Raw genomic sequence first — 24,988 nt, forward strand, 5'->3', positions numbered from 1 at the left:
AGGAAAAAGCATGTCGCGGTCAGCTCAGAATCGAATAAGTGCACCGGGACGCCATTTAGCTATCAGGTTACTGACCCTGCAAGGTGTTGTTGCCCTTGTCTTTATTGCCTTATTCTGGATTTTTCAAGGAGCAGGCGCTGCGCTCACAGCTTTTGTCGGAGCGGCTATCAGCCTGGTACCTAATATTGTATTTGGCGCATTCGCTTTTTTACACGGCGGAGCGCGATCAGCACGAAGTGTTGTAAACAGTTTTTATGCCGGCGAAGCATTTAAGTTAATGCTTAGCGTAGTTTTATTTATTTTAGCTTTCACACTGCTTAACGGACCCTGGTTACCCCTTTTCGTCGTTTACGTAGTGATTACCTTTATGCATTGGCTGGCACCGATTTTACTTTTAAAAACTAACTAGATTGGGTTATTAACATGGCTGCAGATGGAAACATGAGCGTCACTGGTTACATCACCCACCATTTATCGAATGCACAGGTAGGCTCAGGTTTCTGGACCTGGAACGTGGATTCCATAGCATGGGCGGTGTTTCTGGGGTGTGTCTTTGTATTTAGCTTTGCCTATGTAGGTCGTAAAGCTACTACCGGGGTACCGGGCAAATTTCAGTGCCTGGTGGAAATGATAGTTGAGTTTGTCAGTGGCTCAGTGCGTGAAACCTTTCATGCTAAAAGCAAATTGATAGCGCCACTGGCTTTAACCATTTTCATGTGGGTGTTTTTAATGAACCTCATGAAACTGGTCCCTGTTGACTGGTTCCCTACTCTTGCAGGCGTATTGGGTGTGTGGCTGGCTAGCGGCATGTTGGCTGACGGTGTTTCTGAATCTAATCTCGGCTTTTTCGAAAAAGCCATGGAACACCCGTGGAGCTATATGAAAATAGCCCCAACTACGGATTTAAATACCACCCTGGCGCTGGGTCTGGGTGTATTTGCTCTGATAATTATTTACTCAATAAAGCACAAAGGTCTTTTAGGCTTTATTAAAGAGCTGAGCTTCACCCCGTTTAATCACTGGGCACTGATTCCGTTCAACCTGGTGCTTGAGCTGGTTACTCTGGTCGCTAAGCCTATCTCACTGTCGCTGCGTTTATTCGGTAATCTGTACGCTGGTGAGCTTATATTTATCCTGATTGCCCTTATTGGTGTATTCCAGCTTCCGCTGCATTTCGCCTGGGCTGTCTTCCATATTCTGGTCATTTTGTTGCAGGCCTTCATCTTTATGATGTTGAGTATTGTCTATTTGAGCATGGCATCTGAAGACCACTAGAATTTATTTTTACTTTAACTTTAACTATCTGAAAACTGGAGAGATCAATGGAAATTGTAGTTTCAACAACAATCATCGCTGTAGCCATCATCCTTGCTGTTGGTGCACTGTCTACTGCTATCGCATTTGCTATCATGGGTGGCAAATTCTTAGAAGCTACTGCACGTCAACCAGAAATGGCTGCTCAGCTGCAGACTAAAATGTTTATTCTTGCAGGTCTTATCGATGCTATTTCTATGATCGGTGTTGGTGTTGCGTTGTTCTTCGTCTTTGCAAACCCGTTTGTTGGGTTAGTAGCTTAATTGAATATCGACGGTCACCAACTTAGAGGAGGTCCGTTGTGGATATCAACGCAACTCTGATAGGTCAATCGATCGCGTTCGTGTTCTTCGTACTGTTTTGCATGAAGTACGTATGGCCACCGTTGAACAACGCCATTGAAGAACGTCAGAAGAAAATTGCTGATGGTCTGGCAGCGTCCGAACGCGCAGAGAAAGACCTTGAGAAAGCACAATCGCTCGCTACTGAAGAGCTGAATAAAGCGAAAGCGCAGGCAGCAGAACTCATCGAACAGGCGCGTAAACGCGGTGCCAAAATTGTCGATGACGAAACTCAGCGTGCCCATGAAGAGCGTGAGAAAATCATTGCCTCGGGTCACACTGAAATTGAAGCTGAGCGCAATCGTGCGCGCGATGATTTGCGCAAGCAGGTCGCGATGTTGGCCATTGCTGGCGCCGAGAAGATTATCGAGCGTGAAGTGGATGCGTCGAAGCAAAGTGACATAGTTGAAAAACTAGTCGCTGAATTGTAATCACGGGGGTTGAGCAAATGTCAGAATTGACTACGGTGGCTCGCCCCTATGCGAAAGCAGCTTTTGATTTTGCTGTTGAGCATGGCGCGCTTCAAGAATGGCAGAACATGTTGTTCTTTGCTGCAGCAGTAGCAGAGCATGACAACATGCGTACCTTTCTGAAAAGCGCCGTTGGCCGCGATCAGACAGCGTCTGTATTTATTAGTGTGTGCGGCGAACAGCTCGACGAGAAGGGTCAGAATTTTATTAAGGTTCTGGCTGCTAACGAACGTTTAAGTACATTGCCTGCGGTCGCACAAGCTTACATAGCTTTGCGCGCAGACTACGACAACGAAGTGAGTGTCGATGTTACTTCTGCGGTTGCCCTTGATAAAGAGCAGCAGGCCAAATTAAGCGCCGCGTTAGAAAAACGTCTCGCACGCAAAGTTAAGCTCAATTGCAGTGTTAATCCGGAGATCATTGGCGGCCTGTTAATCCAGGCGGGTGATACCGTTATTGACGGAACTCTGAAAAGTAAGCTCGCGAAGCTTGCCTACTCACTGCAATCATAATCGGGGACGAGAGCATGCAACTGAATTCAAATGAAATTGCAGAACTGATCAAAAAACGAATTGATCAGTTTGAAGTCGTCAGCGAAGCTCGTAACGAAGGTACCATCATTGCAGTAACTGACGGTATTATTCGCATCAATGGCCTTGCAGATTGTATGCAGGGTGAAATGATTGAGCTTCCTGGAAATCGTTACGCTATCGCATTGAACCTGGAGCGCGACTCTGTAGGTGCGGTAGTTATGGGTCCTTATGCGGATCTGCAGGAAGGCGTAAAAGTACAATCGACAGGCCGCGTACTGGAAGTTCCGGTAGGTGAAGCCCTGTTAGGTCGTGTGGTGAACACCCTGGGTGCACCTATTGACGGTAAAGGCGCAATTGACGCTGCTGGTTTTGAGCCGGTAGAGAAAATTGCACCAGGCGTTATCGAACGTCAGGCTGTTGATCAGCCTATCCAGACTGGTTATAAGTCAATCGATGCCATGATCCCAGTAGGTCGTGGTCAGCGTGAGCTTATCATCGGTGACCGTCAGACCGGTAAAACAGCCATTGCTGTGGATGCCATTATTAATCAGAAAAACAGTGGCGTTAAATGTGTTTACGTAGCTATTGGTCAAAAAGCATCGACCATTGCTAACGTAGTGCGCAAGCTGGAAGAGCATGGTGCTTTGGATCACACCATCATTGTGGCTGCTTCTGCTTCTGAGTCGGCTGCATTACAGTTCCTGGCGCCTTACGCTGGCTGTACTATGGGTGAATTCTTCCGTGACCGTGGTGAAGACGCACTGATCATATACGATGACCTGTCTAAACAGGCCGTTGCATACCGTCAGATTTCACTGCTACTGCGTCGTCCACCAGGACGTGAAGCATTCCCAGGTGATGTTTTCTATCTTCACTCGCGTCTGCTTGAGCGCGCATCTCGTGTAAACGAAAACTACGTAGAAAAAGCCACTAACGGTAAAGTGAAAGGTAAAACCGGTTCGTTAACCGCCCTGCCTATCATTGAAACCCTGGCCGGTGACGTATCCGCTTTCGTACCTACCAACGTAATCTCGATTACCGATGGTCAGATTTTCTTAGAAACTGATCTCTTTAACGCGGGTATTCGCCCGGCGGTTAACGCAGGTATCTCGGTTTCACGTATCGGTGGTGCAGCACAGACTAAAATCGTTAAGAAGCTGGGTGGCGGTATCCGTCTTGCCCTGGCTCAGTATCGTGAACTGGCAGCATTTGCTCAGTTTGCTTCTGACCTTGACGAAGCGACACGTGCGCAACTTGAGCATGGTCAGCGTGTAACTGAGCTGATGAAGCAGAACCAATACAAGCCAATGAGCGTTGCCGAAATGGCGGTATCTATTTATACCGCTGAGAAAGGCTTCTTAAAAGACGTTGAACTGAATAAGATTCTGGCCTTCGAAGAAGCGCTGATTTCTTACATGAACAGCGAACATGCTGAGCTCATGGCTACTATTAATGAAACTGGTAACTACAACGACGATATCGATGGCCAGCTAAAAGCTGCTGTCGAAAAGTTCAAATCCACACAAACGTGGTAATTGAGCAGCCGCCCACTCGCAAGAGTCGGCGGCTACTGTCGTTTTAGTCGCAGGAGGTATGTCATGGCCGGCGGTAAAGAGATAAAAACCAAGATCGGGAGTATTAAAAATACTCAGAAGATCACCAATGCAATGGAGATGGTTGCTGCCTCGAAAATGAAACGAGCGCAGGAGCGTATGGAGCAAAGTCGCCCCTATGCTGATGCTATCCGTAATGTTATTGGACATATTGCCCAAGGCGACCTGGACTTTACGCATCCGTACTTGATAGAGCGTGAAGTTAAGCGAGTAGGTTACATTGTTATTTCTACTGACCGTGGTCTTTGCGGTGGTTTGAACGCAAACGAGTTCAAAACCGTACTCCGTGATGTCCAGCAGTGGGACAAGCAAGGTGTAGAAGTCAACTTCGCAGCCGTGGGCAGCAAAGCAACATCGTTCTTTAAGCGCGTTGCTGGCAGTTTAACATCACAGGCCTCAGGCCTGGGTGACAAGCCGTCAGTCGGCGACGTGATTGGTACGGTTGCTGTAATGCTTGAAGCATTCGATAAAGGCACGATTGATCGCCTGTACCTGGTGTATAACCGTTTTGAAAACACCATGACTCAGGAACCTGTTATCAATCAGCTATTGCCTTTGCCGAAGTCAGATAGTGCCAAGCGTGATCACGCCTGGGACTACATCTACGAGCCGAACGCGAAATCTATTCTGGAAACGCTGATTAAGCGTTTCATTGAAAGCCAGGTCTATCAGGGCGTGGTCGACAATGCGGCAAGTGAACAAGCCGCTCGAATGGTCGCTATGAAAGCCGCTACGGATAACGCGGGTGATATTATTGATGACTTGCAGTTGGTCTACAACAAAGCTCGTCAGGCAGCGATCACCCAGGAAATTTCGGAAATTGTATCCGGCGCCGGTGCGGTATAGGCAAAGGTCCTAAGAATTAAAGAGTTAGAGGAAACGTCATGAGTCAAGGTAAGGTAGTCCAAATCATTGGCGCCGTTGTGGATATAGAATTTCCACAAGACGCAGTGCCAAAGATCTATGACGCGCTCCGCATCACCGAAGGTCAGCTGGAAGGTTTGACCCTTGAAGTACAGCAACAGCTTGGTGGCGGTGTCGTGCGTACAATTGCAATGGGTTCTACTGATGGTTTGCGCCGCGGTTTAAGCGCGATGAACACCAATGAGCCTATTATGGTCCCAGTAGGTCTGGAAACTCTGGGCCGTATTATGAACGTTCTGGGTGAACCAATCGATGAAGCTGGCCCAGTCGGTGAAAAAGAGCGCATGTCAATCCACCGTGCAGCCCCTTCGTATGAAGACCAGTCAAGCTCGGTTGAGCTGCTGGAAACCGGCATCAAGGTTATCGACCTGATTTGCCCGTTTGCCAAAGGTGGTAAAGTTGGTTTATTCGGTGGTGCCGGTGTGGGTAAAACGGTAAACATGATGGAGCTTATCCGTAACATCGCAATCGAGCACAGTGGCTATTCAGTATTTGCCGGTGTTGGTGAGCGTACACGTGAGGGTAATGACTTCTATTACGAGATGAAAGATTCAAACGTACTGGACAAAGTTGCGCTGGTATATGGTCAGATGAACGAGCCACCGGGTAACCGTTTGCGCGTTGCTTTGACCGGTCTGACTATCGCTGAGAAATTCCGTGACGAAGGTCGCGATGTGCTTTTCTTCGTTGATAACATCTATCGTTATACCCTGGCCGGTACTGAAGTATCAGCACTTCTGGGTCGTATGCCATCAGCAGTAGGTTATCAGCCTACGCTGGCTGAAGAAATGGGCGTACTGCAGGAGCGTATTACTTCAACCAAGACAGGCTCAATCACCTCAATCCAGGCCGTTTACGTACCTGCGGATGACTTGACTGACCCGTCACCAGCCACTACCTTCGCCCACTTGGATGCGACTGTAGTACTGAACCGTGATATCGCATCTCTGGGTATCTACCCAGCGGTGGATCCTCTGGATTCAACATCACGTCAGCTGGACCCTCAGGTTATTGGTCATGAGCATTATGATACCGCTCGTGGTGTGCAATCAGTTCTGCAACGTTATAAAGAACTGAAAGACATCATTGCCATCCTGGGTATGGACGAGTTGTCAGAAGAAGATAAGCGTACAGTAGCCCGTGCTCGTAAGATCCAGCGCTTCCTGTCACAGCCGTTCTTCGTAGCAGAAGTATTTACCGGTTCACCTGGTAAGTATGTATCGTTGAAAGACACCATTGCCGGCTTTAAAGGCATTCTAGAAGGTGACTACGATAATCTGCCAGAGCAAGCGTTTTATATGGTCGGTTCTATTGAAGAAGCGGCTGAAAAAGCGCGTAATATGTAATCAGGCCGGAGGTTTGTAATGGCGGTATCAACAGTACACCTGGACATCGTAAGTGCAGAAGAGAAACTATTCTCGGATAAAGTGCGCGCAATTCAGGTGACAGGTAGCGAAGGTGAGATGGGTATATTACCAGGCCATCTCCCTTTGCTGACCGCCTTAAAGCCAGGCATGGTACAAGTGACTTTTGCTGACGGTAAAGAAGACCTGTTTTATATTGCAGGTGGCTTTATGGAAGTTCAGCCCGATCACATTATTGTACTGTCTGACACTGCCGTTCGTGGTGGTGATTTGGACGAGCAGGCAATTACGGCTGCCAGAAAGCAAGCTGAGGAAGCCATGGCGAATGCCAAGGGCGACACCAGTTATGCCGAAGCAGCCGCTGAGCTTTCTCGTGTCGTGGCACAGCTGCGCGTATTACAACAGTTACGTCGCCGCAAAGGTGGTTAACAACCTTTAAGCAATAAGCTTACTTAAAAAACCCGGCTAATAAGCCGGGTTTTTTGTATCTATGTTTCGGTATAATATGGATAAACCGCAGCTAAATTATTTACCGGATTGAATTAAGCGAATGCAGATAATAAAACGGGTACAGCATTTTTCTGAGTCACTTTCCTATCGTGTGGCCCGCAAGCTCAAGTCACTGGAAGCCAGTCGAGTGAAGCGTAAGTGTTTAGAGCGGGTAGCTGAAGGCTGGGAATGCCGACAAGAGCTAGAGCAGGCCGACCACTCGCTTCCCGCTAGCCTGATGATAAACCTGACTTCTTTTCCGGATCGTTTTGGCACCCTGCACTTAACTTTGAAATCGCTGCTTTTGCAAAATGTGAAAGCAGACGCGGTGAACTTGTGGTTATTTGAAGGCGATAAAGATCAATTACCGCAAAATGTATTAGATTTACAGCAATCCGGTTTGAGTATTCGTTGGGTCGATGAAGATATTCGATCGTATAAAAAGCTGATACCTGCATTGCAGCAATTTCCGGATGCATTCCATGTAACCGCTGACGACGACATTTACTACCGGCCTGACTGGCTTAAGTCTTTGGTCGAAGGATATACCGGGGATAACAAGCAAATCCTTGCGTTACGGGCTCATTTCGTACGTCGCTTTAAAGATGGAACTACACAACCGTACCGTAAGTGGGAAGCAAAGACAGAGCGTAGAGGTCCTTCAAAAGATTTATTTTTTACCAGTGGTGGCGGTGTGTTATTCCCGCCAGGCTCTTTGCACCCGGATGCCCGTAAAACACAAATTGCAGTAGACTTAGCGCCCACCGCTGATGATCTCTGGTGGTTTGTCATGGCGCTTATAAATGGCTCTACGGTAAGAAGAGTTGGTGAAAATAAAGGGCTGGTAACCTGGCCCTCTGTCGAAGCCAGCTACTTATGGGGCATGAATAAGTCGGCGGAGCATGGGAATGATATGCAACTTAAGAACCTTCTACGTCATTATAAACTTAAGATTTGATGAGCATGTTGAATAAATTCTGACTAAGTACATTAAAGTGAGTAGTTGATTTTTAAAGTTTTGAATAGAAGTAAAAGCAAAAACTGGAACCATTTGCGCCCTATTTGAAACCTATGTATTATTCTGTTTTTAACAAGAATATTTCAGAATCCTGAACTCAAATCAGGTGACTAAAGCAGTAAAGGATTTCGTAGTGAGCATTTCAGTAGTTTTGCCAGTATATAACATGGCACCATGGTTAGAGACGTGCATGGAATCTCTGAATCAGCAGACAGATAGCGATTTTGAAGTAATTTTTGTTAATGACGCTAGTAAAGATAAATCTTTATCCCTTTTATCTGATTTTGAAAACCAATACGAAAACGTAACTGTAATTGATTTGTCCGTTAATGTTGGAACCTTTCACGCCAGGCGTGAGGGAGTAATGAAGTCACAGAGAGGGCACGTACTTTTTCTGGATCCAGATGATAGTTTAGATAAAAAAGCCATAGAAACTCTTAAATCAGTCATCAATAAATCTGGTGCTGATTTTATTGTTTATGATGTGGAAGATAGCGGAAAACCTCCTAATAAGCAGCCATTAGCCTTTGCCCATAATAAATTAAATAAAAATAAAAATACTGTATTAGATTTTTATTTAAAAGAAGTTAACAGAAGTGTCTGGGGTACTCCGGGTAAATTAATAAGTCGTTCTGTGCTTGTTAATTCATATGAAGAGCTCAGTTTTATTAAGTCCAGGTTATGTTCCTCTGAAGATGTGTTATTAAACATTGTATCCGTAGGTTTATCTAAAAGTTTAGAATATCTGCGCCGTCCGCTGTATCGTTATTTCAGGAGGCCAGGCAGCGCCTCCAGAACCGTGGATTTAGGAAAAATACGTGAAAATTTTGAGCAGAAAGGGACGGTCATTAATTCACTGAACCATATTAAGTGTAAATGGGAAAAAGAGAGTTCGACAACTGATTACTCTGAGCTGGAATTGACCATTCTGGAGTTAAGGCTCAAGAGCCTTATGGGTGTCAGAAAGCACCTTCCTTTGCCCTCAATGAGCTTAAGTTATCAGGAATGTCTGAAAGAGTCTTATGCCCAAAAGCCTGATTTAAAAAAGTTGGTTTTTATGGCTGCTCATCGACTAAGTTTCAGCTCTATCCGACTATAGACCGCTGATTCACTTCCTACAATTTATGCATGACTTTTTATCTCATGCTTTTCAATTTAAGGGCAGCGAAGTAAGTGGTAGACTAGCCCCCATTAGTAAAATTCCTCGGTATGGTTTAAAGCAATGGAACAGAACAGTATCAACGCGGTCATCCTCGCTGCGGGCAAAGGTACCCGTATGCGCTCAGGTCTGCCCAAAGTATTGCACCCCATAGCTCACAAACCTATGGTGGCACATGTTATTGAGACGGCACAGGCGGTAGGTGCTAATAAGGTACAGCTCGTGTATGGCCATGGTGCAGCAAGCCTGAAGGCGCGTTTAAATAACTATCAGGTCAACTGGGTTGAGCAGGCAGAACAGTTGGGTACAGGTCATGCGGTGCAACAGGTAATACCGCATATCAACGATCAGGATAGTGTACTCATTCTGTATGGCGATGTACCTCTGATTCAAACTGAGACGCTGCGACAATTATTAGTCGCCAAAGGCGACAGCGATCTGGCTCTTTTAACCGTTAACCTGCCGGACCCCTCCGGCTATGGTCGCATCATGCGCGATGAGCAGGGTGCGGTTACTGGTATTGTAGAACATAAAGACGCCACCCCGGCGCAACGGTTAATCAGCGAAGTGAACACTGGCATCATGGCGGCCAGCGGCCAATCGCTGAAACGCTGGTTGTCTGCTTTAAGCAACGATAACGTCCAGGGCGAATACTACCTGACCGATGTAGTGGCTATGGCCGCTAATGAAGGGGTGGTTATTGCCAGTAGTCAGCCGGCCAACGCCGCTGATGTGGAAGGTGCTAACAATCGAGTGCAGTTGGCGGCTCTGGAGCGGGCTTATCAGCAGCGCATAGCGGAAGATTTGATGCTTGCAGGCGCTACCTTAATGGACCCGGCACGCATTGATGTGCGCGGTGAGGTTAGCGTTGGCAATGACGTTGTTGTTGATGTGAATGTGATTTTTGAAGGCAAGGTTCATCTGGGTGAAGGAGCCGTGATTGAAGCCAACTGCATACTACGAGATTGCACTATAGGCGCAGGTGCCCGGGTGAAAGCCAACAGTGTTATCGAAGGCGCAATATTGGGCGAACATGCTCAGGCGGGACCTTTTGCCCGTTTGCGCCCCGGTGCGGAACTGGCTAAAGACGCTGCCGTCGGCAACTTTGTAGAAATGAAGAAGTCGTACTTAGGCGAAGGGGCGAAAGCCGGCCATTTGGCTTACCTGGGCGATGCTCATATTGGTGCCGGTGCTAACATAGGTGCTGGTACCATTACCTGTAATTATGATGGCGTGAATAAATTTAGAACTGAAATAGGTGAAAACGCCTTTATTGGTTCTAACAGCTCTCTAGTCGCCCCCGTCCATATCGGTGCTGGCGCCACCACGGGTGCAGGTTCAGTGATAACAAGCGACGTTGCCGACCAGGAACTGGCCGTTGGGCGCGCTAAACAACGTAATATTAGCGGCTGGAAACGTCCGGCTAAAAAGTAATAATAAGGATTTCAATATGTGCGGGATAGTAGGGGCAACAGCAGAGCGTCGGGTAGCGGATATTCTACTGGAAGGTTTACGTCGTTTAGAGTACCGCGGATATGATTCTGCGGGCATGGCCTTACTCAATGACCAGGGCCTGCATACCGTCCGCCGGGTAGGTAAAGTGAAAGAGCTGGCGAATGCTGCTGAAGAGCAAGGCAGTAATGGTTATGCTGGCATCGCTCATACCCGTTGGGCAACCCATGGGGGCGTCACCGAAGCAAACGCTCACCCGCATGTCTCCAGTGACACCCTCGCCGTCGTACACAATGGCATCATTGAAAATCACGAAAGCTTGCGTAAACAATTGCAGGGCTTAGGTTATGTGTTTGCTTCACAAACCGACACTGAAGTTATTGCGCACCTGGTGCACCACGAAATGAAAAGCGCCCCGACCTTGCTGGCTGCGGTGCAAAAAGCCGTTAAGCAGTTAGAAGGCGCCTATGGCACCGTAATTATGGATCAGCGTGAACCTGGTGAATTGATAGTGGCACGTTCAGGCAGCCCATTGGTGATAGGACTTGGCATTGGCGAAAACTTTGTTGCTTCCGATCAGCTGGCGCTATTACCTGTGACCCGCGAATTTATCTATCTGGAAGAAGGCGATGTGGCTTCGGTGTCGCGTCAGAAGATTGCCATTTTTGATCATCAGGGCAACGCTGTAGAACGCGAACAAATCACCTCGGACATGCAGTATGACGCCGGTGGTAAAGGCGAATATAGGCATTTCATGTTAAAAGAAATTCATGAACAGCCTTTTGCGGTGCGTAATACCCTGGAAGGTCGCTTGCTGGATGGCAAAGTAGCCCTTGATGCTTTTGGCCCCGGTGCCGATGCTATTTTCAAAGACGTTCAGCACGTGCAAATCGTAGCCTGTGGCACTAGCTACCATGCGGGCATGGTGGCCCGTTACTGGTTAGAAGAATATGCTGGCGTGTCCTGCAATATTGAAATCGCTTCCGAGTTTCGCTATCGCAAATCCCATGTATTCCCGAACAGCTTGTTAGTGACCATTTCTCAGTCCGGTGAAACCGCCGACACCCTCGCCGCCCTGCGCCTGGCTAAAGAAATCGGTTATCAGTCCAGCTTAAGCATCTGCAACGTAGACTCTTCTTCTATGGTGCGTGAATCGGATTTAGCTTTCCTAACCCGTGCCGGCGCAGAGATCGGTGTGGCTTCCACCAAAGCCTTTACCACACAGTTAGCTGGCTTGTTGATGTTAACCGCCGCTATCGGCCGTTACCATGGCATGAGCGATGCAATTGAAGCTCGTATTACTAAAGCGTTGTCCTCTTTGCCAGCTAAACTGGAAGAATGCCTGGGTATTACTACTGAAATTGAAGCGCTGGCGCCGGAGTTCGCAGACAAAGACCACAGTCTTTTCCTGGGGCGTGGCAATCAGTACCCAATCGCTATGGAAGGGGCCCTTAAACTGAAAGAAATCAGCTACATTCATGCCGAAGCCTACGCCTCCGGTGAACTAAAACACGGCCCGCTGGCGCTAATAGACGCCGATATGCCGGTTATAGTAGTAGCGCCCAACAATGAGTTGCTGGAAAAGTTAAAATCTAATGTCGAAGAAGTGCGTGCACGGGGCGGCATTATGTATGTCTTCGCCGATCGTGATGCGAACTTTGTCAGCGATGAGAGCATGCGGGTTATTAACCTGGCGCATGTCGATGAACTGATAGCGCCCATCATCTACACCCTGCCCTTGCAGTTGCTCAGCTACTACGTCGCCATCATCAAAGGCACCGACGTAGACCAGCCCCGCAACCTGGCAAAATCTGTCACCGTCGAGTAGGGCAGGCTCCGCCTGCCGTTACGGGTGTGGCGTAGTAATAAAGCTTCATATTTAAACCCCGTATCAAACTGTTTTACGGTTTGATACGGGGTTTTTCATTTTCTTTAGCTCACAACCATCATTTATCATTTTGGAAATGATACGAATTCCCGCCTCATAATGGCTTAATTTTTGCACAGTTTTTAGTGTTAATTAAAAGAGAGGGAATTTTAATGGAAATTAATACAACTTCACCGAGAGTAAACGTCCTTACCACGAACTTAGTTGATCAGCCATCTCAAGAAGCGGCAGATCATGTGAAACATGCCTCTCAAAGCAATAACCAGGACAGCAACGTTGATTTCAGAAACATGAGTCGAGATGAGCTGAAAGTGTGGCTCAATGAGGAAATCAAAGCTGGAAATATGACCCTTGATGAAAGCCGACCATTTATGCACATGACACTTAATTTAAATGCGCAAACGCTAGAGCCAGGTAAGGGTTCTGAACCGGTTAACTTTATGCAAATGGCGGAAAATGTAGCTGAGTTTCATCGCTCAATTGGTAATAACGACTCTGCGGATGGACTCGACCGAGCTCTGCAAATAATGCATAAAGAGCAGCGCGGACCGTTGAGCGTAACCATCTGAAAAAAGGAGACAAGGATGAATATTTCAAATTATTCTGTACAACCAACATCTAATGTTACGTCGTCTAGTAGTAACAAGCGTCCTGTCACTGAACAGCTGTCGAACAAAAGCCCCGATCTACATACAGACCGCGTAGAAATCAGTACCGCTGGTTATGAAGCGCTGAAGGATAACGAAGGTCAAAAGAACATAGATATTAGAAATGCTTCCTATCACGACATTGAAAAGATTGCTGACCAATTGTTCGACGATGGTAAGATATCAGGTGGAGAACGAACGCTAATGAAGGTCTCCGCTCACCTCGAGATTATGAGTAAGCACGGCAAAGATTTAGATAAAAAAATAGATTTTCTGGAGGCATGGAAAGGGTGGGCCAGCTTTCAGCAGCCGTCCGTACAGGATGGTCCTCATCAGTCCATTTACGCCGCTTTACTTGAGTTGACTTGATGAATTAAAAAAAGGAGAGATAGTATGAATATTGATGGAAACAGTCACTATATGACGCAGGTTCGTCCGACTTCGAATGCAAGTGGTTCCCCCCAGGCCGACAAGAACACAAACGAGGTAACTCAAGATGCCGCTTCGGATTCTGCAAGTAGTGGCCCTAATTTTCATAACATGACGATTCATGAGCTGGAAGCATGGCGAAATGAGCAATATGAAAAAGGGATAGAGTTACCAGAAGGCATATCATTTGCGATCAGCGCGTTGTCGCTCAACAATTGGCAGATTAATTCTGCAACCGGTGAATTGGTACTCAAAGATCAGGTGGAACTTGATAAAAAGTATAATTTGTTCGATCAGGCGCAAAAAGGCGTCGACTTCTACCTTGGCAGAGGTGATTCTGAGCGCGCTCAAACCTGGCAGAATCTAATCGATTTTATGAATAATCAACAAGCCAGGGCTAAAGAAATAGATATCCTTGTATAGCCTAAAGGTAGTGAAACCTTTGCTTATTTCTGGCGGGATAATTGCGGGCTGTTGAGGCCGTGTAAGAAGATCTCAGTACGTGCCCTAATATGCCGGCGCAGGGCGTCCTGATTAGGAAGAACATGCTTTCCGAATCGAACTCTGTCCAAAAGGCCACCACTCCACAACCCCAGGAGGGCTTCTGCCAGCTCTCTGTCGTCAGCACAGTCTGGCCCTGGGGCATGCCGGAGAAAGTCGAGCGCATCGAGCGTGATATCTATGGCTCGCTCATAGCCCGCATCAAGCACTTGCTGCGCTAATTCAGGATAGCTTTCGGCGCCAGCGGCTAAGGCATTATCAAACTGCACTATCTCCTTCTTGCACATAAGAGACAGCAACCAGCATCCGGTATCTATAAGGTGATCCAGGTTTTTATTCTCTGCAGTCGTTAATTTCGGCGGAAAACCTGGGTGATTGTTGGTAGTTATTTGAACATAATCTTTGATTAGTTTTTCTTTTGAACCGAAACGTCGGTAAACGGTGGCCTTAGAAACTTCCGCCTCTCTGGCTACGCGCTCCATGGTAAGGGCGCTGAGACCCTCAGCACATACAATATGGCCAACTACCTCGAGCATGCGCTCGGTTTTATGTTGCTCGGTTGGACGCCCCGGGCTGCGTTTTGATGTCTTCATGCTGACCATAATACATTTTTGATACGCTACTGTTCAATAATTAGTTGACGCAGGCTGATAATCCTATTTATGATACGGTTACGTATCGTAAATAAGGTTGTCATATGAAAAGCCACAATGAGGATGAGTATCGTAAACCTCCAGTGACTCCGTCAGTGGACTGGCAGTACCCATCACCTTCAGGCGGGCTGGATCTTTTTATCGGTCCAGGCGCCAGCAAAGCCGAGCTTTGTCTGCAGTTTTTACCAACTTTAGTATTGGCATTTGCGATGACCGGGTGGGCTGGCATCAAGATGGAAAGCTGGAGTTGGTGGCAGTTCATTGTTTTCTGGATTCTGCTGGTTGATATGATCGGAGGTGTAATAACCAATGCGACCGCGAGTGCAAAGCGCTGGTATCATCGTTATCAGATAGCAGCCAAAGACCATCTCCTTTTTGTTGCACTGCATGCTATTCAGCCATTACTTATAGTGATTTTGTTTGCTCCTGAAAACCCAATGTATTTTGTAGTTACCTTCGGTTGGTTACTAGTGGGTGCATTAATGATTTTAAAGTGTGCTGTCTATTTACAGCGACCTTGTGCAGGCGCCTGGGTTGTTGCGGGTATTTTACTTGAGCAAGCTGTACTGGATACCCCCGAAGGGTTTGAGTGGTTCTTTGCTGTCTATCTGATTAAAGTTTTGATGTCTCACTTACTGCTTGAAGCACCTTATAAGGCTAATTGAGTTCGGTAACTAATGTTGTAAGGGATACTGGTATTTTCACGCCCCCTTCTTTCTTCGATCCTGGTTTTCTTCGTCTGAATAAGCTTTGCTACAACGTGCTTTTTTTCAAGAGCTTACGCTGTAAGGTGCGGCGGTGCATGCCCAGGGCGCGTGCGGTGGCGGACACATTGCCCTGATGTTGTTTCAGCACCAGCTGTATGTATTCATATTCCAGAGCTTCAACGCTAATGGGTTGATCGATGCGTAGTTCTTTAGTGGATGTGCCCTCAATTTCCTGCAGCAGAACCTTAAAATCAATGGGTTTGCTGAGATAGTTGTCGGCCCCTAGCTTAATGGCTTCAACGGTTGTTGTGATGCTCGCATAACCGGTCATCATGATTAGGTTGGCTGAGCGCCAGCGCGCTTTGAGGCGCGGGATAAAGGGCAAGCTCGATGCTCCGTCAATGTTGAGGTCGAGTAAAATACTGTGTAGCGGGCTTTCGTCTAAGTCCAGTGCATCTTTGGGGTTGCTGGCGGTTAATGTCTGCCAGTTGGACTTGGCGAATCTGCGCGCCAGTACCGCGGAGAATAGTGGGTCGTCATCAATAATAAGCACTTTCTTCATGAGGGATCCTGAACCGGCAAGGTTACGCGCTGGCGCACAAAATCTGACTCCACCACTATCTGAAGGGCGCCGCTGAAGCGTTCCAGAGTCGCATTACTTAACAATACCCCTACTCCCAGTCCCTGCTCACTTTCGACCGCGAAGCGCCCCAGATTAGCGAGCGACTCAGCAGGGGTACCGCTTATGCTGTTTTTGACTTCAAATTGCCAGTTGCCTTCACTCACCGAACTGCTGACCTGAACCTGGGTGTTGGGGGTGTCTTTGGCGCTTTGCTTGGCATTGCGTATTAGGGCCAGCAATGCGGGCAATAAAGTTTTGTCGGCATATACCTGTGCGTTGCTGGCTGACATGTTCCAGTGCATTTCAATGTCGGCCAGCATAAGTGCGGTCTGCTCCTGCAGACTGTGCTCAAGAGAGGTCACTGAAATCATCTCTAAGGTATTTTTCTGAACACTTTGAATAGTGTCCCTGAAGTCATTGAGTAAGACCGTGATTCGGCCTGTAGTTGTATTCAGATCTTTAGCTAAAGGGTCATTGGCATTTTGTTCATTGAGCTCTTCAAGCAGCAGTTTCAGGGTAGATACAGGGGAAGCCAGTTCATGGGCAAACTGGGCTGAGACGGTGCCGACAGCGACTAACTGTTCCTGGCGTAGCTGGTTTTCGCGCAGATGTTGAGTTTTTTGCTGCTGGGCAATAAGGCTGCGTTGCATGAGCTGAATAACCAGCGCCAGCAACGTGGCAGCAAAGAAGAAAGTAATGCTCATGCCAATAAAGTGCAGAGTATGTTCGCCGTGGCTTGATTCCCGGGTGACTAGATCCAGTAAAAAAGCCAGCTGCACGCTGATCAGCAGAGCGAAAATCAGCCAGGCTTTGCGGTTATTTAAAACCAGAAAGGCGGCAGCAATGAGGATCAAAGGTGCGGCGTTGGCGGCATTCATAGCACCACCCGATATGGCCAGAGCGGCTGACCAGAGCAGAGATAAACTCAGCAGCTGACTGAAGGGTGATTTTTTTGATACCCATCCCAGTAGCATTGCTAATACAGTAAGCGCTATCCATAACCTGTTGGATGGCGGTCCAGTAAAAAAGCATAGCAGCAGGAAAAGCCCTGCTGTGCCCGCCAGCAGACCTGTTAAATAGTAGGCACCGGTTTTTGTTGTTGAAAGCACGTGCTGGCTCCTGATTGATGCCGGATGAAGGCTATTCTCTATCATTTATCCGCCTGATGCATAGAGACTGCGACCTTATGACGCATCTTAGCCCAAAGCAGGGACTGCTATAGTCACTTTTTTATTTCCGAACTCCCCGACAATAATGAAGCATATAGCAATGGGTCTGGCACTGATGCTTTTCGCAGGCAGCAGTATGGCAAAGAATGATTATGAAGTCATAGTGGTCACCTCTACTCAGGAGCAAAGATCAAAATCTGAAATTGCCGAATCGGTATCGGTATTTGGTCAGGATGAGATTGAAGCGGTACTGCCCGGCCATCCTTCTGATTTATTAAACCGGGCTGCGGGTGTGCATGTTAATAACCTGGGCGGTGAAGGCCACATGACCTCCATTCGTCAGCCGCTGTCTACGGCGGGCGTATATCTTTTTCTTGAGGATGGCGTACCGACCCGCCCGACTGGGTTTTTTAACCACAATGGCCTGTATGAAATTAATTTAAGTCAGGCAGCCTGGGTGGAAGTGACTAAGGGGCCTGGTTCTGCGCTGTATGGCAGTGACGCTATTGGTGGTGTAATAAATAGCATGACGGCGACGCCTACTGAGGAAACCAGCGCTCAGGCGACGCTTGAAATGGGCGGCGACAACTGGCAGCGAGCTTTGATTTCGGCCAGTAGCGGCATAGGTACAAAGAACCAGGCGGGAGTTAGCTATAACCGGACGCAAAGCGATGGTTACCAGGAAGCCTCGGAGTATCAGCGCGATGCCTTAACCCTGCGTCTGGATTCGCAGTTATCAGATGCCATCAACGCAAAAACTATATTCTCCATGAACCAGGTGCGTCAAAGTGGAGCTTCCGGCCTGCGCGAAGATGATTTTAACGCGAGCCCAAGAAGCAATTATTTTGCCGGCGATGTGGGTGCCCGTGATGTGGATGCCTTTCGTTTGTCCAGTGAGCTGACTATAGGCATAGATGATCAGCGGCGACTGACGTTGATTCCATTTTATCGGCATAACGATATGACCTTGATGCCGCCGTGGATGGTCAGTTTTGACCCTAATCAGCAACGCACTGAATTTGAAACTCTGGGTTTATTAACAAGGTACCGCCAGCGTTTTGAGCATAGCGAACTTATTACCGGACTGGATATTGATCGTTCTGATGCGGACTATCACGAACGCAGAGTCATAGTGGATAGCGATGAAGCGGGAGTGCTTAGCCGCATTACTGACACCGACAGAGTAAATTATGACTTTAATGCCATACAGACCGCGGTTTCGCCGTATGCTCAGTATGAACAGGTAATTGGAGACTGGCGCTTAAGCGCTGGTGTGCGGCATGACCGTTTTCATGTCGACTACAGTGATAACCTGCCAGAAATTGTACCTGAGCAGGGGATTTTCCCCGGGATTCCTTTTCCGTCAACCCACCTGCGTCCGGCGAGCCAAAGCCTGAGTTTTTCGCGCACCACTCCTAAACTGGGCGCTATCTACTCGTTAAGCTCACGTCAGGAGATTTATGCCAGTCACCGGCATGCATTTCGCGCCCCTACCGTTGGCCAGTTGTTCCGCTCCGGGGCCTCAGCAGGTACTGAGGGATTGGCACCTGTCACGGCGGTCAGTAATGAATTAGGCTGGCGCTTACGGCAGAGCGCCTATGCCGTTGAGCTGGCAATCTATGATCTTCAGGTGGACAACGACATTGTCACTATTATTGATGACGAGCAGGTTACCCGACGAAATGTGAATGCAGGCAAAACTGAACATCAAGGGGTTGAGCTGGGTATAAATGCTCAGTTGAGCAACGCCTTTTCAACCAGTCTGGCATTTTCCCGTACCCGACAGCGCTATCGGAATTTTGAGTATGTGTGTGGCGATACCACCTGTAACTTTGCGGGCAATGACTTGCCCAGAGCACCTCGCAACATGGCCAATATGAGCCTGGCATGGCAACCCGCTGAACTGGATTCGCTGCGTTTGGAGGCGGAGTACAATTACCTGGGTTCGTATTATACGGATGAAACCAACAGCGCCCGTTATGGTGGCCACCAGCTGGTCAATTTTCGTGCGCAGTATGCCATTACTCCTAACCTTGAGCTCATACTGCGTCTTGAGAATGTTTTCAATGAAGCTTACTCGGCGTATACCAGCAACCAGGTCGGAAGCAGCGAGTTAGAGTATCGGCCCGGGCTTGCCAGGCGCGGCGTGCTAGCCTTGCGGTGGCGGTTATGAGAAGCCGGGCTTTTTGGTTGGGCCATGCCCGCACTTTACATCGCAGACTTATGTGGCCCGCCGGTATTGCCCTGATCTGCTTTGTAGTGTCGGCGATTACTCACCCCATTATGGTCTGGACCGGGCCTCAGGCTGAGCATCATCGTCCGCCGGCGATGCATGCATCCGTCGCCGTCTGGCAGGAGAATAGCGGGTTACTGAATCAGTTACCGGAAGTGAAGCAGGTGTTGCTAACACCGACTGAAACCGAGCCAGCGCTGCGGGTGACAACCGCGGACGCTGTTCATTACCTGCGTAACGGGCAGCCACTAGCTGACCATTTTGATCAGGAGCAGGCGGTTTGGCTAGCCCGGTATTATCTGGGCGAACAGGTGAGTCAGTCGGCAATCAACTCGGTTCAGTTTATTGATGCCTTTAGTGAAGCGTACCCGTCGGTAAACCGGCTGTTGCCGGTATGGCGCGTCGAATTTGATACAGAGGATCAGCTTCATGTATACGTAGATACGCAAACCCGCAGCCTGGCTTTAGTGGCGAATAACTATAAAGTGGTGTTGCAGCAGGTGTTTCAATGGCTGCATACCCATAGCTGGTTAGATGCAGTACCCCCGTTGCAGTTTTTGGTGACCTTTTTGCTGGTATTGTCTTTATTGGTATTTTCCCTTGCCGGCACTGTACTGATTTTTGCCTATCCGTTTGCCCGACGTATTAAGCAGCCTGCCAGGCGCTGGCATAGGGGGCTGGCGCTGGTTTTGTATATACCTTTAATAGCGCTTGCTGGCAGTGGTCTTTATCATACGCTCTATAAACAATTGCAAAACGCTCATGAAGGGCCGCAGCTGCTGTCGGAGGCGAGCACTGGCCAGCTGTCGATGCCTGAGTTGCCGTCACACATTGATGAGGTTCAGCAACTGAGTCAGGTGGTTTTTGCAGAGGGTTCGTCAGGTGTTCGTTTGCAGCTACCCGCTGATAATTACGCAACTTCCCGCTCTGAGCGTTATGCCGGGCGGCCTTCACATAACGAGGCTGTCTATCTGAACGAAACTGGCATCATGGACTATTCAGATTCGGATCTGGTGAATGAGTTACTGGACGCGTATGGGTTCGCAGCGCCTAAGACGTTAACTCTGGTGACCCGTTTTGGCGGTCTGTATGATTTTCGCAACAAAAGGCTTCCGGTATGGAAGGCCGTTTATGAGCATGAAGTGATTTTTGTGGACCCTTCAGCCCAGGTTCTCGTTGAGCGTGTCGCCACCAGCAGTCAATGGGAACGCTGGAGCTTTTCGCAGCTGCATAAATGGAACTTCACGACCCCCTTGTTGACCCGTCAAGGCCGCGATATTCTGGTGGTTGTTGTTTTAGTTGGGTTCCTGGTGTTGCTCTTGGTGGGGATTCGACTGGCTGTTAAGAAAAGGCTCAAAGTGCGCTAAAAGCCTCATAATGACGTATCCAGCTACATCAATACTGAAAGCTTACGCAGGACCTCGCAATGCATCAGATTAACCCGAAAAAGTTAATTAACAGTAAATGGACGGCGGTGGTGCCGAAAATGAAAGAAAAACACTTTATGGTGACTGAAGTCGAGTTCGATGAAGACGAAAAGCTTATCGGCTGCTCGATCGAAGCTGTCATGTCAAAACGTGTTTTTGAAATTGAATGGCGTGACTTAAAAGACGAAACACAATGGTTACAGGGTTGGAAGTAACCGGATAAAAGGTAAGGGATTATGACTGTGGTCAGTAAGGCGGGTTACAAAAGCTTACTAGGTATTATTATCCTGGCGCTGCTGATTGGCGCATTGATATATGGTGTGGTTCGTTTAGCCCAGCCGTCACCATGGCAGCTGCTGGAAGCTGAGTTTAGTCAAACGTTGAGCGGCACTATGAGTGAGCTTGAAAACGGCGAGGTTTACTTTAACCAGTATAGCTTTTATGCCGGAGACGGACGTTTATGCCGGATATACTATTATGGTGAACAGGACCTTACCGAAGGTCTGGTCTGCTGGCATGAGGAATCCGGATGGCAGTATATGCTGGCTGAGGAAGGGCCAGACTCGGTCACTCAGGACGACGCCCCTTCCTTGATTCGTGAGGTTATGGCCGAATTGGAGCCAGGCGATACCTTGTCTCTGGCTGAAGAGCGGCAAGCTCTGGCCGCCATCAACGACCGGCCTTCTTCTTAACATATAGGGTTTTATGCACCCGGGCGACCAGGTCGCCTTGCTCGTCGGTAATGTCCAGATCCCACTCAGGCAACACCGGGTCGCCACTGGCGGCCTGCTCTTTTATGTCGGCTAACTTAGCCGGCGTTATTGCAAACTGAGCTTTGACAGTTCCCTTGCCTGGGCGTATAAATTTTATGCTGGCGGCTTTGTCCCAGACAATATAGTCATTGCCCAGACTGCGCATCAGCAGCAACATATACATAGGGTCGACCATACTGTAGAGCGAGCCACCAAAGTGAGTGCCTACATAGTTGGTGTTGTACCAGTGCTGGCGCATGATCACAGTGGCGCTGCTGAAGTCTGCATTGATATGGGTGACCTTAATGCCAGCCCCCCGGTAGGGTCGGTACCAGTTGAGTAAGAGGCGAAGGGCCCGGGGGCTGGACAGCCGACGACGAATATAAGCGCGCATAAAAATCCCTGTAGTAAGCTAAGATGCTAAGCTTATCTGGAAACATAACCGTACGCCATGTCATAAAGGAGCCTGTCAGATGAGCAACCGAGGCCAGAACCCGCAAGCTTTGCAAGGCAAAGAAACCCACCCTGAGCATGTATTAGAGCGTCTGACTGCTCGTGAGGCCGATGTCGGGGGCATTCCTGTAGCCCGGGTAATACCGGTGCGAGGGCGACGTGTGATAGGCCCCTGGTGCTTTCTCGATCATGCCGGGCCAGTGCAATTCAGTGAGAGCAATCAAGGCTTTGATGTGGGGCCGCACCCGCATACTGGTTTGCAGACCTTTACCTGGATGTTAGAGGGTGAAGTTCTACACCGCGATAGCCTCGGCAACGAACAGGTGATTAAACCCGGTCAGGTCAATCTGATGACTGCAGGGCGTGGCATTGTGCATACTGAAGAGTCTTTGTCTAAAAGCGGTGCTTTGCATGCAACGCAGCTGTGGATAGCTTTGCCCAAAGAAGATAAAGCTACCGCGCCCCGGTTTGATCATTACCCGAAACTACCACGCTGGACTCAGGATAAGGTCGATTTCACCCTGCTAACGGGCAATTATCAGGATCAGAAAGCCCCCACACTGCACTTTTCGCCTATCCTGGGCATGGACATACAAAGCCCTGGGGATTCTGAGTTAAAGCTGTCACTGGATACCAACTTCGAACACGGTGTTTTTGTCTTGCAGGGCGAGCTTGAAATTGAAGGCGAGACCTTTACTGAGAATGAACTGGCTTTTCTGGGCCTGGGCCGGGAACACATTGAATGTAAACTGAAAGCCGGCAGCCGGGTGCTATTGGTAGGCGGTGAACCCCTGGAGAGCGAGATTGTGATCTGGTGGAATTTTGTTGGTCACAGTAAAGAAGAAGTGCGTCAGGCGGTAACTGACTGGCAACAGGGTACGTCGCGTTTCGGTAAGGTCGAAGGTTACGACGGGCCTCCGATGGAAGCACCGTCGCTGCCCTGAGTCTCTTTAGTACTGGGCGTTGTGGTAGATGTTCTGTACATCATCCACATCGTTCAGCATGTCGAGAAACTTCTCCAGCATGGCGACATCATCGCCGCTTACTTCCGTTGAAGTTTGCGCGATGAATTGAATGTCGTCGGTTTCAAAGTCAATGCTTTCGAAGCTTTCCTGTAATGCCTGACGAGTTTTTGCATACTCAGTATGTGGGGCGAACACTGTGATCATACCGTCTTCAGATTCTACGTCGGTAACGTCGACATCGGCTTCCATTAAAGTTTCCAGTACGGTGTCTTCGTCATCACCGGCAAAAGCAAAAATAGCGCAGTGGTCAAACATGTGCGCGGCGGTGCCGGGCGCACCAATTTTGCATTTAGTTTTAGTGAAGCAGTTACGTACGTCACCGTAAGTGCGGTTGGAATTGTCGGTCAGACAGTCGACGATCACCATGCAGTTACCCGGACCAAAACCTTCATAACGGGCTACGGCGTAGTCTTCGCCACCGCCACCTTTGGCTTTATCAATAGCTTTACTGACAACATGCGCGGGAACCTGATCTTTTTTTGCACGCTCAATCAGCGAACGTAAGGGCAGATTGCCGTCCGGATCTATGCCACCCTGTTTGGCGACCATATAAATTTCGCGTCCATATTTGCTATAGACCTTACTTTTTGCATTTGCCGTTTTCGCAATCGATTCTTTACGGTTCTGATAGGCTCTGCCCATGGTGTTATCCTGTCAGCCAATAGTAGAGTGCGAATTTTACACCCTGAGCGTTACATAATCCACGACTAGCTTTTTAACCGTCGCAATCATCCTGCAACCAGTAACCTTCCTGGGTCATCTGAATGTGCTCCTGACGGCCGGCCATCTCAGTACTGAACTCTGCACTGCCAGTATAGTGCTCTCTGTTCACCAAAGTCATACTGCCCTGCCCACTGTAAGGAGGATCACCAGCACATTCAAAGTCGAAATATAAAGTATCGTCCGTTTGCTGCTCAATACTTTGCTCACAATTTTCCTGTTGTGGCAGACTGCCGCGCTGAATGTCTTCCTCGGTGATGCAGATTTGCATCGTGGAGCCTGCCAGATCCAGGTTAATGCCCTGTTCGCGCATCATATTTTCAACCATACGGCGCTGGCTTTCGGGCAGGCTCTGTAGCTGACGCAATGCTTCCTCAATAGCGCTTTCCATCGCACCGCTCTCGCTTTCCATAGAAAAGCTGTGTTCCCATAAACCGGGCTTAATATCCAACTCAAAATCAGCGGCCAGCACTGATGAGCAGAGTAAGCTAAGCGCAATGGCGCCGCTGGTGATTGATTTTTTAAACATAATGTTACCCTCATTTAGTAGCTATCAACATTGGTTGGTGCGGGTTTCTATGGTTGGAGCCTGCACCCCTATGTCGTCATAGCGATAAATAACCCTGCACTCTGTACTTAATTTCTCGCTTGTGCGGGCAAAAGTGATGGCGTTTCCGGTACTTAATTCCAAATGTTCCCAGTCGTTAAGATTAACCACTTTATTGAGGTTCTCTACTGAGGCCGCCGGATATCCGAAACGTAGTAAAATTCCATTCTCTGAGCAATTGCCGTCGGCAGTATCAAATTTACCGCCCAGGCAGGACATATTTTCTGTTTCTAGCTGCCGAATACTGGCTTGATAGTGAGTGAGCTCGACCCCGGATTTCAATGCAGAGGAAAGGCTCTGTATAGCGCTATGTTCAGCGTTCGTCGAATAATTAAAAAACTGTGGGGCAGCTGAGACAGCCAGTATACCAAGTATCAGTATAACGATAATTAGTTCAACGAGTGTAAAACCGCCTTGTTTCATAGTTATATTTCCATAAATAAAGGGCACCTCGTTAAGAAGGTGCCCTTTTTTATAA

29 protein-coding genes are annotated in these 24,988 nt (G+C 48.3%); 22 read left to right on the top strand and 7 right to left on the bottom strand.

Annotation, left to right across the window (positions count from 1 at the left end; translation table 11 throughout):
* Positions 1-10: 10 nt before the first annotated feature.
* The 16 genes from CWE09_RS09975 to CWE09_RS10050 all read left to right on the top strand — a co-directional run bounded on the left by CWE09_RS09975 (position 11) and on the right by CWE09_RS10050 (position 14,064).
* The gene (locus CWE09_RS09975; RefSeq protein WP_126803813.1) at positions 11-409 is read left to right on the top strand and encodes an ATP synthase subunit I; all 399 of its coding nucleotides are present in this window, start codon (positions 11-13) and stop codon (positions 407-409) included.
* A 14-nt stretch (positions 410-423) separates the two neighbouring features.
* Positions 424-1,275, top strand: a complete 852-nt coding sequence (gene atpB, locus CWE09_RS09980) for a F0F1 ATP synthase subunit A (protein ID WP_126803814.1) — start codon at positions 424-426, stop codon at positions 1,273-1,275.
* Positions 1,276-1,322: 47 nt separating this feature from the next.
* Positions 1,323-1,577 carry a F0F1 ATP synthase subunit C gene (gene atpE / locus CWE09_RS09985; RefSeq protein ID WP_126803815.1) on the top strand — a complete coding sequence of 85 codons (255 nt, stop codon included), beginning with the start codon at positions 1,323-1,325 and terminating at the stop codon, positions 1,575-1,577.
* Between the two features lie 38 nt (positions 1,578-1,615).
* A complete protein-coding gene (atpF, locus tag CWE09_RS09990; RefSeq protein ID WP_126803816.1) occupies positions 1,616-2,086 on the top strand; it encodes a F0F1 ATP synthase subunit B in 471 nt (156 codons plus the stop codon).
* Positions 2,087-2,103: 17 nt separating this feature from the next.
* Positions 2,104-2,637, top strand: a complete 534-nt coding sequence (gene atpH, locus CWE09_RS09995; protein ID WP_126803817.1) for a F0F1 ATP synthase subunit delta — start codon at positions 2,104-2,106, stop codon at positions 2,635-2,637.
* A 14-nt stretch (positions 2,638-2,651) separates the two neighbouring features.
* Complete coding sequence (gene atpA, locus CWE09_RS10000; protein ID WP_126803818.1) at positions 2,652-4,193, top strand: F0F1 ATP synthase subunit alpha; 1,542 nt, start codon at positions 2,652-2,654, stop codon at positions 4,191-4,193.
* Positions 4,194-4,256: 63 nt separating this feature from the next.
* Positions 4,257-5,117, top strand: coding sequence for a F0F1 ATP synthase subunit gamma (gene atpG, locus CWE09_RS10005; protein ID WP_126803819.1), 861 nt, complete (start codon positions 4,257-4,259; stop codon positions 5,115-5,117).
* A gap of 38 nt (positions 5,118-5,155) precedes the next feature.
* Positions 5,156-6,541 (top strand): F0F1 ATP synthase subunit beta, encoded by a 1,386-nt coding sequence (gene atpD / locus CWE09_RS10010; protein ID WP_126803820.1) that lies wholly within the window; start codon positions 5,156-5,158, stop codon positions 6,539-6,541.
* An 18-nt stretch (positions 6,542-6,559) separates the two neighbouring features.
* Positions 6,560-6,988, top strand: coding sequence for a F0F1 ATP synthase subunit epsilon (locus tag CWE09_RS10015; protein ID WP_126803821.1), 429 nt, complete (start codon positions 6,560-6,562; stop codon positions 6,986-6,988).
* Positions 6,989-7,109: 121 nt separating this feature from the next.
* Complete coding sequence (locus CWE09_RS10020) at positions 7,110-8,006, top strand: hypothetical protein (protein WP_126803822.1); 897 nt, start codon at positions 7,110-7,112, stop codon at positions 8,004-8,006.
* Between the two features lie 193 nt (positions 8,007-8,199).
* Entirely contained in the window at positions 8,200-9,165 is a 966-nt protein-coding gene (locus CWE09_RS10025; RefSeq protein WP_126803823.1) for a glycosyltransferase family 2 protein, read from the top strand.
* A gap of 123 nt (positions 9,166-9,288) precedes the next feature.
* The gene (gene glmU / locus CWE09_RS10030; protein WP_126803824.1) at positions 9,289-10,659 is read left to right on the top strand and encodes a bifunctional UDP-N-acetylglucosamine diphosphorylase/glucosamine-1-phosphate N-acetyltransferase GlmU; all 1,371 of its coding nucleotides are present in this window, start codon (positions 9,289-9,291) and stop codon (positions 10,657-10,659) included.
* Between the two features lie 16 nt (positions 10,660-10,675).
* Complete coding sequence (gene glmS / locus CWE09_RS10035; protein ID WP_126803825.1) at positions 10,676-12,505, top strand: glutamine--fructose-6-phosphate transaminase (isomerizing); 1,830 nt, start codon at positions 10,676-10,678, stop codon at positions 12,503-12,505.
* Between the two features lie 212 nt (positions 12,506-12,717).
* Positions 12,718-13,134: a hypothetical protein gene (locus CWE09_RS10040; protein WP_126803826.1), complete on the top strand. Its 417-nt coding sequence runs from the start codon at positions 12,718-12,720 to the stop codon at positions 13,132-13,134.
* Positions 13,135-13,149: 15 nt separating this feature from the next.
* Positions 13,150-13,581 carry a hypothetical protein gene (locus CWE09_RS10045; RefSeq protein ID WP_126803827.1) on the top strand — a complete coding sequence of 144 codons (432 nt, stop codon included), beginning with the start codon at positions 13,150-13,152 and terminating at the stop codon, positions 13,579-13,581.
* A 24-nt stretch (positions 13,582-13,605) separates the two neighbouring features.
* Positions 13,606-14,064, top strand: a complete 459-nt coding sequence (locus tag CWE09_RS10050; protein WP_126803828.1) for a hypothetical protein — start codon at positions 13,606-13,608, stop codon at positions 14,062-14,064.
* A gap of 23 nt (positions 14,065-14,087) precedes the next feature.
* On the opposite strand, the gene CWE09_RS10055 is transcribed toward CWE09_RS10050, so the two are convergent.
* Positions 14,088-14,735, bottom strand: coding sequence for a TetR/AcrR family transcriptional regulator (locus tag CWE09_RS10055; RefSeq protein ID WP_198679702.1), 648 nt, complete (start codon positions 14,733-14,735; stop codon positions 14,088-14,090).
* A gap of 104 nt (positions 14,736-14,839) precedes the next feature.
* Between CWE09_RS10055 and CWE09_RS10060 the strand changes: the two genes are divergently transcribed.
* Positions 14,840-15,460, top strand: a complete 621-nt coding sequence (locus CWE09_RS10060; protein ID WP_126803830.1) for a hypothetical protein — start codon at positions 14,840-14,842, stop codon at positions 15,458-15,460.
* Between the two features lie 88 nt (positions 15,461-15,548).
* On the opposite strand, the gene CWE09_RS10065 is transcribed toward CWE09_RS10060, so the two are convergent.
* On the bottom strand, positions 15,549-16,064 hold the full coding sequence (locus tag CWE09_RS10065; RefSeq protein WP_126803831.1) for a response regulator transcription factor: 516 nt from the start codon (positions 16,062-16,064) through the stop codon (positions 15,549-15,551).
* A complete protein-coding gene (locus CWE09_RS10070) occupies positions 16,061-17,233 on the bottom strand; it encodes a sensor histidine kinase (protein ID WP_126803832.1) in 1,173 nt (390 codons plus the stop codon). The genes CWE09_RS10065 and CWE09_RS10070 overlap by 4 nt, the downstream gene beginning before the upstream one ends.
* A 196-nt stretch (positions 17,234-17,429) precedes the next feature.
* Between CWE09_RS10070 and CWE09_RS10075 the strand changes: the two genes are divergently transcribed.
* The 4 genes from CWE09_RS10075 to CWE09_RS10090 are packed head-to-tail and all read left to right on the top strand — an operon-like array spanning position 17,430 to position 21,645.
* Positions 17,430-19,466 carry a TonB-dependent receptor gene (locus tag CWE09_RS10075; protein ID WP_198679704.1) on the top strand — a complete coding sequence of 679 codons (2,037 nt, stop codon included), beginning with the start codon at positions 17,430-17,432 and terminating at the stop codon, positions 19,464-19,466.
* On the top strand, positions 19,463-20,893 hold the full coding sequence (locus tag CWE09_RS10080; protein WP_126803834.1) for a hypothetical protein: 1,431 nt from the start codon (positions 19,463-19,465) through the stop codon (positions 20,891-20,893). Before CWE09_RS10075 ends, CWE09_RS10080 begins: the two co-directional genes overlap by 4 nt.
* Before the next feature lie 59 nt (positions 20,894-20,952).
* Positions 20,953-21,168, top strand: coding sequence for a TIGR02450 family Trp-rich protein (locus tag CWE09_RS10085; protein WP_126803835.1), 216 nt, complete (start codon positions 20,953-20,955; stop codon positions 21,166-21,168).
* 21 nt (positions 21,169-21,189) lie between these two features.
* Complete coding sequence (locus CWE09_RS10090) at positions 21,190-21,645, top strand: hypothetical protein (protein ID WP_126803836.1); 456 nt, start codon at positions 21,190-21,192, stop codon at positions 21,643-21,645.
* Here the strand turns inward: CWE09_RS10090 and CWE09_RS10095 are convergent.
* Entirely contained in the window at positions 21,623-22,099 is a 477-nt protein-coding gene (locus CWE09_RS10095) for a DUF4442 domain-containing protein (RefSeq protein ID WP_126803837.1), read from the bottom strand. The genes CWE09_RS10090 and CWE09_RS10095 overlap by 23 nt on opposite strands.
* A gap of 79 nt (positions 22,100-22,178) precedes the next feature.
* Here CWE09_RS10095 and CWE09_RS10100 point away from each other — a divergent pair, with 79 nt between their 5' ends.
* Positions 22,179-23,102 (top strand): pirin family protein, encoded by a 924-nt coding sequence (locus tag CWE09_RS10100; protein WP_126803838.1) that lies wholly within the window; start codon positions 22,179-22,181, stop codon positions 23,100-23,102.
* A gap of 6 nt (positions 23,103-23,108) precedes the next feature.
* On the opposite strand, the gene CWE09_RS10105 is transcribed toward CWE09_RS10100, so the two are convergent.
* From CWE09_RS10105 to CWE09_RS10115, 3 genes are all read right to left on the bottom strand, one after another.
* Positions 23,109-23,825, bottom strand: coding sequence for a YebC/PmpR family DNA-binding transcriptional regulator (locus CWE09_RS10105; RefSeq protein WP_126803839.1), 717 nt, complete (start codon positions 23,823-23,825; stop codon positions 23,109-23,111).
* Positions 23,826-23,898: 73 nt separating this feature from the next.
* Positions 23,899-24,432: a DUF3617 domain-containing protein gene (locus CWE09_RS10110; RefSeq protein ID WP_126803840.1), complete on the bottom strand. Its 534-nt coding sequence runs from the start codon at positions 24,430-24,432 to the stop codon at positions 23,899-23,901.
* Positions 24,433-24,456: 24 nt separating this feature from the next.
* Positions 24,457-24,933, bottom strand: coding sequence for a prepilin-type N-terminal cleavage/methylation domain-containing protein (locus CWE09_RS10115; protein ID WP_126803841.1), 477 nt, complete (start codon positions 24,931-24,933; stop codon positions 24,457-24,459).
* Between the last annotated feature and the right edge of the window lie 55 nt (positions 24,934-24,988).

The sequence above is a fragment of the Aliidiomarina minuta genome (assembly GCF_003987145.1).
Taxonomy (GTDB): Bacteria; Pseudomonadota; Gammaproteobacteria; order Enterobacterales; family Alteromonadaceae; genus Aliidiomarina; species Aliidiomarina minuta.

What these genes read in the sequence shown, in the direction of transcription:
- CWE09_RS09975 (WP_126803813.1), top strand. Translation starts at nt 11, where the DNA reads ATGTCGCGGTCAGCTCAGAATCGAATAAGTGCACCGGGACGCCATTTA.
- atpB (WP_126803814.1), top strand. Translation starts at nt 424, where the DNA reads ATGGCTGCAGATGGAAACATGAGCGTCACTGGTTACATCACCCACCAT.
- atpE (WP_126803815.1), top strand. Translation starts at nt 1,323, where the DNA reads ATGGAAATTGTAGTTTCAACAACAATCATCGCTGTAGCCATCATCCTT.
- atpH (WP_126803817.1), top strand. Translation starts at nt 2,104, where the DNA reads ATGTCAGAATTGACTACGGTGGCTCGCCCCTATGCGAAAGCAGCTTTT.
- atpA (WP_126803818.1), top strand. Translation starts at nt 2,652, where the DNA reads ATGCAACTGAATTCAAATGAAATTGCAGAACTGATCAAAAAACGAATT.
- atpG (WP_126803819.1), top strand. Translation starts at nt 4,257, where the DNA reads ATGGCCGGCGGTAAAGAGATAAAAACCAAGATCGGGAGTATTAAAAAT.
- atpD (WP_126803820.1), top strand. Translation starts at nt 5,156, where the DNA reads ATGAGTCAAGGTAAGGTAGTCCAAATCATTGGCGCCGTTGTGGATATA.
- CWE09_RS10015 (WP_126803821.1), top strand. Translation starts at nt 6,560, where the DNA reads ATGGCGGTATCAACAGTACACCTGGACATCGTAAGTGCAGAAGAGAAA.
- CWE09_RS10020 (WP_126803822.1), top strand. Translation starts at nt 7,110, where the DNA reads ATGCAGATAATAAAACGGGTACAGCATTTTTCTGAGTCACTTTCCTAT.
- glmU (WP_126803824.1), top strand. Translation starts at nt 9,289, where the DNA reads ATGGAACAGAACAGTATCAACGCGGTCATCCTCGCTGCGGGCAAAGGT.
- glmS (WP_126803825.1), top strand. Translation starts at nt 10,676, where the DNA reads ATGTGCGGGATAGTAGGGGCAACAGCAGAGCGTCGGGTAGCGGATATT.
- CWE09_RS10040 (WP_126803826.1), top strand. Translation starts at nt 12,718, where the DNA reads ATGGAAATTAATACAACTTCACCGAGAGTAAACGTCCTTACCACGAAC.
- CWE09_RS10045 (WP_126803827.1), top strand. Translation starts at nt 13,150, where the DNA reads ATGAATATTTCAAATTATTCTGTACAACCAACATCTAATGTTACGTCG.
- CWE09_RS10050 (WP_126803828.1), top strand. Translation starts at nt 13,606, where the DNA reads ATGAATATTGATGGAAACAGTCACTATATGACGCAGGTTCGTCCGACT.
- CWE09_RS10055 (WP_198679702.1), bottom strand. Translation starts at nt 14,735, where the DNA reads ATGAAGACATCAAAACGCAGCCCGGGGCGTCCAACCGAGCAACATAAA.
- CWE09_RS10060 (WP_126803830.1), top strand. Translation starts at nt 14,840, where the DNA reads ATGAAAAGCCACAATGAGGATGAGTATCGTAAACCTCCAGTGACTCCG.
- CWE09_RS10065 (WP_126803831.1), bottom strand. Translation starts at nt 16,064, where the DNA reads ATGAAGAAAGTGCTTATTATTGATGACGACCCACTATTCTCCGCGGTA.
- CWE09_RS10075 (WP_198679704.1), top strand. Translation starts at nt 17,430, where the DNA reads ATGGCAAAGAATGATTATGAAGTCATAGTGGTCACCTCTACTCAGGAG.
- CWE09_RS10080 (WP_126803834.1), top strand. Translation starts at nt 19,463, where the DNA reads ATGAGAAGCCGGGCTTTTTGGTTGGGCCATGCCCGCACTTTACATCGC.
- CWE09_RS10085 (WP_126803835.1), top strand. Translation starts at nt 20,953, where the DNA reads ATGCATCAGATTAACCCGAAAAAGTTAATTAACAGTAAATGGACGGCG.
- CWE09_RS10090 (WP_126803836.1), top strand. Translation starts at nt 21,190, where the DNA reads ATGACTGTGGTCAGTAAGGCGGGTTACAAAAGCTTACTAGGTATTATT.
- CWE09_RS10095 (WP_126803837.1), bottom strand. Translation starts at nt 22,099, where the DNA reads ATGCGCGCTTATATTCGTCGTCGGCTGTCCAGCCCCCGGGCCCTTCGC.
- CWE09_RS10100 (WP_126803838.1), top strand. Translation starts at nt 22,179, where the DNA reads ATGAGCAACCGAGGCCAGAACCCGCAAGCTTTGCAAGGCAAAGAAACC.
- CWE09_RS10105 (WP_126803839.1), bottom strand. Translation starts at nt 23,825, where the DNA reads ATGGGCAGAGCCTATCAGAACCGTAAAGAATCGATTGCGAAAACGGCA.
- CWE09_RS10110 (WP_126803840.1), bottom strand. Translation starts at nt 24,432, where the DNA reads ATGTTTAAAAAATCAATCACCAGCGGCGCCATTGCGCTTAGCTTACTC.
- CWE09_RS10115 (WP_126803841.1), bottom strand. Translation starts at nt 24,933, where the DNA reads ATGAAACAAGGCGGTTTTACACTCGTTGAACTAATTATCGTTATACTG.